This is a genomic window from Limimaricola litoreus (assembly GCF_024159025.1).
In the GTDB taxonomy this organism is placed as follows: domain Bacteria; phylum Pseudomonadota; class Alphaproteobacteria; order Rhodobacterales; family Rhodobacteraceae; genus Limimaricola; species Limimaricola litoreus.
In genome coordinates this window covers 1-988 of sequence record NZ_JAMYXC010000019.1, presented here as the reverse complement: position 1 = coordinate 988, position 988 = coordinate 1, and the positions used below count along the sequence as shown (strand labels likewise).

Genomic DNA, 988 nt, shown 5'->3' with positions numbered 1-988 from the left:
GCCGCCACCGCAGCGCCGTGTTCGGGCGGCATGGAGTAGCTCGCCCGCGCGATCCGCTCCAGCGTCGGGGCGACCCGCGACAGTGCGGCGGCGTCCGGCCCCACCACCATCGCCGCGCCGGTGCGGTCGCAATAGAGACCCATGTTTTTCGAACAGCTCGCCGCGACCAGCACGGTCGGGTTCTCGTCCACCACGCGACGCAGCCCCGCCGCATCGGCCTCCATACCATCGCCGAAGCCCTGATAGGCCATGTCGACCAGCGGGATCAGGCCGCGCCGGGCGCAGAAGGACGAGATCTCGGCCCAGTGTTCGGGGCGCATGTCGATGCCGGTCGGATTGTGACAGCAGCCATGCAGGATCACGACGTCGCCGGGCCTAGCGGGAGCAAGATCCTCGAGCATCGCGGAAAGATCGAGACCCTGCGCTTCCTCGCGCAGCCGGTAGGTCTCGAAGCCCAGGCCAGGCGCGGTCATCAGCGGACGGTGGTTGACGTAGCCCGGATCGCTCGACCAGACCGTGGCCCCGGGCGTGGCGCGCGCCACCAACTCGGCCAGAAGCCGCAGCGCCCCGGTGCCGCCGACGCTCTGCATCGTGTACTGCCGCGCCAGCCGGGCAGGCGCGGCGCCCAGGAGGAGCCGCGCCATGCCGGCGTTGAAATCGGCATTGCCCGACAGCGCGCGGTAGGCCTTGGACAGCCCCGCCTCGGCCAGCCGCGTCTCGGCGGCGCGGACGGCCTCCAGAACCGGCGTCGTGCCGCTCTCGTCGCGGTACATGCCGACCACGAGGTCCATCCGCTCGGGGCGGGGGTCGGCGCGGTAGGCCGAGATCAGGCTCCACAGCGGATCGGGGCTGGCGGGGGGCAGATGGGCGAGCATGGGCGAACTCCTGTCCGAATGGGTCAGCAACGGGTGGCGCGGTAGACGCCGAAGGTGACGAGCGCGATGCCCGCGACGGCGAGGGGGGTGAGCGCCTCACCCAGAAGCGGCAC

1 protein-coding gene is annotated in these 988 nt (G+C 71.7%); it reads right to left on the bottom strand.

The features are described 5' to 3' along the window. The coding region (locus tag NHG85_RS01245) for an aminotransferase class I/II-fold pyridoxal phosphate-dependent enzyme (RefSeq protein ID WP_253329038.1) at nucleotides 1-875 on the bottom strand (875 nt) is incomplete at its 3' end. Nucleotides 876-988 lie beyond the last annotated feature (113 nt).